The sequence below is a fragment of the Mesorhizobium sp. M7A.F.Ca.CA.001.10.2.1 genome (assembly GCF_003998575.1).
Classification (GTDB): Bacteria; Pseudomonadota; Alphaproteobacteria; order Rhizobiales; family Rhizobiaceae; genus Mesorhizobium.
Map to the genome: position 1 here is coordinate 1 of NZ_RZQY01000370.1, position 5,823 is coordinate 5,823.

At 61.1% G+C, this 5,823-nt stretch carries 10 protein-coding genes and 1 tRNA gene; 2 read left to right on the forward strand and 9 right to left on the reverse strand.

What is annotated here, in order from left to right:
- The coding region (locus tag EN964_RS38725; protein ID WP_164775923.1) for a PAS domain-containing protein at positions 1–262 on the reverse strand (262 nt) is incomplete at its 3' end.
- A 168-nt stretch (positions 263–430) separates the two neighbouring features.
- Between EN964_RS38725 and EN964_RS21875 the strand changes: the two genes are divergently transcribed.
- Positions 431–781 (forward strand): hypothetical protein, encoded by a 351-nt coding sequence (locus tag EN964_RS21875; RefSeq protein WP_127268024.1) that lies wholly within the window; start codon positions 431–433, stop codon positions 779–781.
- A gap of 71 nt (positions 782–852) precedes the next feature.
- On the opposite strand, the gene EN964_RS21880 is transcribed toward EN964_RS21875, so the two are convergent.
- Together EN964_RS21880 and EN964_RS21885 are read right to left on the reverse strand one after the other, a co-directional pair.
- On the reverse strand, positions 853–1,089 hold the full coding sequence (locus tag EN964_RS21880) for a hypothetical protein (RefSeq protein WP_013529265.1): 237 nt from the start codon (positions 1,087–1,089) through the stop codon (positions 853–855).
- A gap of 124 nt (positions 1,090–1,213) precedes the next feature.
- On the reverse strand, positions 1,214–2,128 hold the full coding sequence (locus EN964_RS21885) for a DUF2865 domain-containing protein (protein ID WP_127268025.1): 915 nt from the start codon (positions 2,126–2,128) through the stop codon (positions 1,214–1,216).
- A gap of 317 nt (positions 2,129–2,445) precedes the next feature.
- Between EN964_RS21885 and EN964_RS21890 the strand changes: the two genes are divergently transcribed.
- Positions 2,446–2,658, forward strand: a complete 213-nt coding sequence (locus EN964_RS21890; protein ID WP_023810978.1) for a hypothetical protein — start codon at positions 2,446–2,448, stop codon at positions 2,656–2,658.
- A gap of 14 nt (positions 2,659–2,672) precedes the next feature.
- Here the strand turns inward: EN964_RS21890 and EN964_RS21895 are convergent, their stop codons facing one another.
- The 6 genes from EN964_RS21895 to EN964_RS38730 all read right to left on the reverse strand — a co-directional run.
- Complete coding sequence (locus tag EN964_RS21895; RefSeq protein ID WP_127268026.1) at positions 2,673–3,041, reverse strand: hypothetical protein; 369 nt, start codon at positions 3,039–3,041, stop codon at positions 2,673–2,675.
- A 291-nt stretch (positions 3,042–3,332) separates the two neighbouring features.
- Positions 3,333–4,184, reverse strand: a complete 852-nt coding sequence (locus tag EN964_RS21900; RefSeq protein WP_127268027.1) for a glutathione S-transferase family protein — start codon at positions 4,182–4,184, stop codon at positions 3,333–3,335.
- A 22-nt stretch (positions 4,185–4,206) separates the two neighbouring features.
- Entirely contained in the window at positions 4,207–4,788 is a 582-nt protein-coding gene (locus tag EN964_RS21905) for a VOC family protein (RefSeq protein ID WP_127268028.1), read from the reverse strand.
- A gap of 281 nt (positions 4,789–5,069) precedes the next feature.
- Entirely contained in the window at positions 5,070–5,246 is a 177-nt protein-coding gene (locus tag EN964_RS21910; RefSeq protein ID WP_127268029.1) for a Flp family type IVb pilin, read from the reverse strand.
- A 247-nt stretch (positions 5,247–5,493) separates the two neighbouring features.
- Positions 5,494–5,568, reverse strand: a tRNA-Glu gene (locus EN964_RS21915).
- 90 nt (positions 5,569–5,658) lie between these two features.
- Positions 5,659–5,823 (reverse strand): VOC family protein (locus EN964_RS38730; protein ID WP_373565066.1); only part of this gene is annotated, 165 nt, incomplete at its 5' end.

Sequence of the window (5,823 nt, forward strand, 5' to 3'; positions counted from 1 at the left end):
GATTGAGGAAGTCGAAGCGGAACCGGCCAAGCACGTTTGCCGGATCGATGCCGGTGGCTGCCTGGTAATTTTGCGAGAGCCAGGAGAAGCGCAGTTCGGCGTCGGTCTCCCAGACCCAGTCGGAACCGGCTTCGACGAGTTGGCGAAGCGCATCGTTCGAATCCATGCAAGAGGCGGACGATGATGCATCGTCGCCATGCGCTGTGGATCTGCGAGGCGCGCGCTTGCCGCGCGCGCTGATTGTTTCGTTCGCTTCCGCCATGCCGTCCCCACCCCGAAAACCAAGGCCGAACCCTCCTCCGCGGTTCGTCGGCAAAATGTGCCCGAGAAGCATTAAGGATCCGCTAACCTTAACGGTCAGTTAGCTTCATTCCGCCCGGTTGTCGGCGGGGTCGAACCCGCTATATAAGCAACGGCAGGGGTATTGCTGATGCTTGGACGGATTGTGCCTTTTTTCATGGGGCTGGCGCTGCTTTTCGGCGGCGGTTGCTCGCGCAGTTATGACGGCACGGTCGTCATCCCGAGGCCGCTCGATGTCCGGCGCTTCTGGGACCGGCCGCCACCGAATGTCGACTACGGCCAATCCGAGGTCGAAAACGGCGCTTTTCCGGTGGCGCCGCAGCCGCCCCGGCGTTTTTCCGAGCGCAAGGTAAGCCATGCCGCACCGAAACGGCACCAGACGAGGTTGCCTGCGTCGGCGTCCCTATCGGCGCCGGCGAAGTCGCTGACCTGCAGGAACGTCAGCGAGCCTGGCAAGAGAGCTCGCATGGTCTGCGATTAGATTGGAGCTTGGTCCTAAAAGCGGGATTCGGTCAAAAAACACGATCCGCGGATAGCTCGGCGAACGGGCTTTCACAGGGAAGCAGCGCCTTTTTTCGGCTCCTTCGCTCCGAGCTTGTCGAGTGCAAGACGAACCTGACGCAGATCTTCCTGCCAACCGTCATCGTCGTCCATTGGACCCTCCGAGGCAGCCCGCTGCAACCCACGCGCCTCGGATTCGATCTCGCGCAGTTCGGCGATTTTCTGTTCGGTGGTCAGCGAGTCGTCTTCGACGATCTCCAGCACCCGCATTTCCCTGAACGTAGCCATGGCGTTCCTCCCGGCTGATGTCGATCACAACGCCGTGAGCGCCCCTCTGTTCCAGACGGATCGCGCAGCCGCATAGCAGCAGGCACGCCGCCGCCGGTGATCGCAAATCGGGGAAGACCGGCGATCATTCGGCCGGGAAAAATGCCGGGCCGACCAAGCGCACCGGCCGCTCGCCGGCCTCGATCGAAAGGTGCTGGGCGGCACCTGGGGCTTCGGCATCGATCCCGGGGACGGCCGCAACCGTGCCGAGATCCGGCTTCGCCGTCGGCAACGGAATAATGGCGTTGCGCATGTTGGCGGGCGTCACGGTCCTGGCTCGCAGTTCGGTGACCCGCTGGTAGTAGCGCTTGACGTCGCATGCCTTGAAATTCGCATCATCGCGATATCTGAAGGCTGCCGGCAGCTCGGTATAGGGTTTGCGCGTGTCGAGCGCGGTCATCTGGTCGGTTTCGAGGCTGGCGTCGTTCAACGTGTAGAGGTCGACGCCGGGGTCATCGCAGATGTAACGGCATTGATCGACCGTCTCCTTCAGATCGCCGCTGGCGGCGAATTGCGACTTTGGCGCCGGGAAGAAATATCCGTCCGACAGACGCACGCAAAACAGCATCGCATTGCCGGCGAACGTGGTGCTCGCCGATTGGGTGCTGGGCGCGGCGCGCACAGGCCGTTGCTTTGCCGAAGGCGCACAGCCAAGCGCGACGAGGCGCGCCTGCAGGCCCGCTGTGTCGCGGCCCGAATTCCCAGCGGCAGCAATCCGGCGCTGCACATCCGAGCGGCTCCTGGCGAGATCGGCGCAAGCGTTGAAGAGACCACCAAGCGAACTCTTCGCCGTGCACTGGCGCTGTCTCTCGATAGTCTGGATGGCTGCAAGTTGCCGGCGCAACTGGGCAAGCTCCGGGCTCGCCCCGCCGCTGCGGCCAGCCGAAAGCAACTGGCTTCTGATCGCGCCGCAGCTGTCCGCGTAGGACGAAAGCGTACCGAACAAAACTGCCGCCAGCGAAATAAATGCGATCACCATGGAAGGCCAGAAACGGATCATCGGGACAACTTGGTCCTTTTTGCGGAGAACCCGGAATTTAGAGTTCATGACTTCAGCAAGCTTCGGCTACATGAGTAGTTCCTAATAATCTAAAGAATTTCGACATGAATGACCTATTGTCTATTGCACTACGTCACCTCATGTAAATTCGATATTACATTTTTATTTCAAGATTGAGACGAAACTCGAAAGAAAGCGCAAGCCGACCATCGCCGAGGACCTGCAGCGCGACGGACCGAGATCAATGCGCCATTATCGCCATGCGTTCGAAACCTTTGCCCGGTCTTCCGCGTTGAAGGACCAAAAGGAGAACGCAGATGTCGATCCACTTCACCGTCTCCGACCTGACAAGAAACCTGTTTCACTCGCTGGGGCTGGACCAGCGCGCGCCAAGGCCACTCAATCCCGAGCAAAGCCTGTTGCTGGAATGCTATCTGGCCGGCCAGGTTCCTGAATCAGCCTGGAGCGACTACGTCTTCGAGACGCCCGATCTTGCCCGGCATGCCGAGGCCAGGCGCAGTCACCACTGACCCGACAACGAGGCTTACTTGGGAGAGGCGAATTGCAACGTAAACACGTTGCCAGCGATCCCTTGCGCCAGCTTCGCCGAGAAAGTCAGGGGCAGGCAATTCCGCAGGGCCGCTGTCGCGGCATCGACAAATGTTTTTTTCGCCTTGGCATCGCCATTCACCTTGATGGCCGTCGGCCTCGGCGGGCCGATCAGCGTCCCATCCCGCTTGAAGCTGAAGCTCAAGGTGACGCTGGCGGTCCCGGCGTCCGCCGGCGGTGTCCAGCATGCCTGGATCGCTGCCCCGACATCGTCCATCGTGTTGAGTTCGGCTGCACTCGAAGCATGGACAACGGCCGCCAGCATCACGCCCGCAACCGCAATCCGTCTCGCAACGCTTTTCATCGCCAGCCCTCGTCTCATGCCTGACCGACAATCCATGCCGGACTGCCGAGATGGATGGTAGGGCCAACGCCGGCAATGACAATATCTCTCGAAAAAAGTTGACGCCAAAAAAGCGACACTGGACGAGGCCTGCGTGCCAGATCGCACTTGGCGATGGCGTGCAAAAGCAAAAGGCCGGCATTGCGCCGACCTTTCCTATCGCTACGACGTTCTGCGCCAGTACATCCGTGGTCGCGGGCCGAAAGCGAATTGCCTGCAGTAGACAGGGCTTTGGTTAACGTATCCTTAACCTCAGGCCTTGGCCTGCGACTTCACATGGGCGATGTAGCCGCGCACATCGCCGGCCGGCTCGCTATAGGCCTTGCCGAGCGTCTTCTCGATCGCCGCCACATAGTCCTTCGCCCACTTGGGCAAGGCATAGTCGACGACGGCCAGGAATTCGAGCGTCGCCGCCAGGCGGATATCGGCGATCGAAGGATGCTTGCCGCCGATGAACGGCTTGCCGTCCCTGAAGAAGCTGTGAAACACTTCGAGCGGCTCGGCGATCGCCGCCATCGCCGCCTTCTGGGCCTCCGACTTCCTGTCGGGGTGCGCGTCGCTGTGGCCGACCTCGCCGGCATATTGTGGGAAGCCGAGCGCCGGATAGGTGGCGCGCGCCACATAAGGGTAGAGCGTACCGATCAGGTAGAACATGGCACTGTCGACCATCGCCCGCTTGGCCGGCGCCTTCGGATAGAATTTCTCCAGCCCGTGCTTGTTGGCGAGATACTGCATGATGGCGCAGCTTTCCCACAACACGCCTCTAGGGAGGCCCTTGTCCTCGATCATCGGTGTCAAATGGGCGGGATTTCGCGCCATGAACTCCGGCGAACGGGTGTGGCCCCAGGCATCGGTCTCGGCATGGTCGAAACCGGCCGCGCGCGCAAACACCCGCACGGTCATGTTGTTGACGCTGGGCTTCAGCATGCTGAGCTTCAACGCCGGCTTCTTGGCCGGCTTGGCCTTGGGCGCGGCTTTTGCCGTCGCCTTCACCGCAGGCTTGGCGGCCGCCTTGGCTTCTGGCTTTGCCGCAGCTTTCGCGGCCGGCTTGGCGGCAGCTTTGGCCGCGGATTTCCCGGCAGTCTTCGTCGCTGTCTTGGCCATCTTGTTCCTCCCTCTGGTCTGTTCAGTATGGGTTCTTCGGCGCCCGATCGTCCGACAAGGTGGCGCGGGAACGTTCGACGAGCGCCTGGATCGCATCGGCGAGATGCACTTCGGCGATGTTGTAGTCGCCGCGCGCGACCCGCAGCCTGTGCGCTTCCATCAGCACATCGGCGTGGGTGAAGCCCGCTGGCGGTTCGAAGCGGTAGGACGCCAGTTCGATCAGCAGGCCGAGCGGATCCTCGAAATAGATCGAATCCATGAAACCGCGATCCTTGACGCCGCTGTGCTTGATGCCGCGCTCGTCAAGCCGGGAGACCGCCTGCAGGAAGGTGACGCGCGACACCGAAAAGGCGATGTGGTGGACACAGCCCGGATCGGTCGGCGTGCGCCGCTTCTCCGGTGTGCGGCTCTCGTCGGTGAAGATGGTGATCAGCCGGCCGTCGCCGGGATCGAAATAGAGATGGCTTTCCCTCGGCTTGTCGAGGTTGGGCTGTTCGAAGATGAACGGCATGCCGAGCACGCCTTCCCAGAAATCGATAGAGGTCTGGCGCCCGGCGCCGACCAGCGTGATGTGGTGGACGCCCTGAGATTGCAGCTTCTGCATTGGCCTTCCTCCCCACGGCATCAACTGGTCGGCGAATCTGCCCGGCATCCGGCGTTCTGTGCGCCGCTGGAACCGTGCCTCAGGATCCGTGACGTGATGCTAATGCAAACAGCCCCACGGCGCCAGAAGCGACGAACGCAGCGACGCAACGGATAAGCCGGATGATTGAGAGTGCGCCGTCCGCATTTCCGATGCCGGACATCGGAAGGGCGTACACGTTACGCTTTTGGAGGCTGAGGGTCGACGATCCGGCCGACGGCCGACCGAATTGAGGTACCGACTTACGAGCCGCTGCTGTTGACCGTAGTGCCGACGTTCGTGAAGATCCCGTTGAGCGAATTGCCAACCGCCCCGGCGCCGGTGATGATCGCGAGCGCGATAAGAGCCGCGATCAAGCCATACTCGATCGCGGTCGCGCCAGACTCGTCCCAAGCGAAACGGCAGGCTATTTTCTTCATGTCAACCTCCTACAGCTAATAAAGCGACAACTAATATATCGCCGTGAGTTGCGGGGGCGTTAAGGTTCTCGGTTTCGGGTCCGTTAACGTTTACCAGACGAATGAAATGAAGGCCTGAGTGGTTGGTGCCACTGGGATTTTCAAGGCTGCGGCTACCTGTGCAGATCTGGTTTCCCAAACGCCACAGTATCGAGGTCGTCGACTTCAGAACGAAATCGACGGCATCCTGCAAATTTGTCGAAAAACTTGGTACGCCCAAGGGGAATCGAACCCCTGTTCCCGCCGTGAGAGGGCGGTGTCCTGACCGCTAGACGATGGGCGCGTTCAAGAACCGGCGATATAGGCTGAGCGCTGGGAAAAAGCAACTGGGGTTAGGCCGCTTTCCCTTGCCGGGGAAAAGCCGGCCGTCAGCCTATCGTTTTGGTTCGATCAGATCCCAGAGATTCCCATGCAGATCGGCGAAAACCGCCACCGTGCCATAGGGCTCGAAGCGCGGTGCTTCGCGGAATTCGACGCCCTTCTCCAGCATCGCCGCATGGTCGCGGGCAAAGTCGTCGGTTTCCAGGAACAGGAAGAC